Source organism: Staphylococcus pasteuri, assembly GCF_030547725.1.
In the GTDB taxonomy this organism is placed as follows: Bacteria; Bacillota; Bacilli; order Staphylococcales; family Staphylococcaceae; genus Staphylococcus; species Staphylococcus pasteuri.
Genome location: NZ_JAUOQO010000986.1, coordinates 1 through 235 on the forward strand (window position 1 = coordinate 1; position 235 = coordinate 235).

General features: G+C 45.5%; 1 protein-coding gene. It reads right to left on the reverse strand.

Annotated features, from left to right (window positions below):
• Positions 1–235 (reverse strand): dienelactone hydrolase family protein (locus Q4528_RS16135; protein WP_303522779.1); only part of this gene is annotated, 235 nt, incomplete at both ends.

The following is a 235-nucleotide window of genomic DNA, read 5'->3' on the forward strand; positions in this document are numbered from 1 at the left end:
CCTAAACTATGTAACGCGTCTGGTGCAAAGGCGATAAAACCATCTTTCGCTAAACGTCGCGCGACATCTTTAACATAAGGATTAAGCCCTCGGTTTTCATGAATAACCAAGACCACCGGTGCGCTTCCTTCCAAATTGGTAGGCATCACTAAATAGCCACGCCCTTCTCCATACCCTTTGGGGGAATCAAAAGTCGCAAACTGTGCTTTTATTTCTGGGTCGTTAAACGATACCT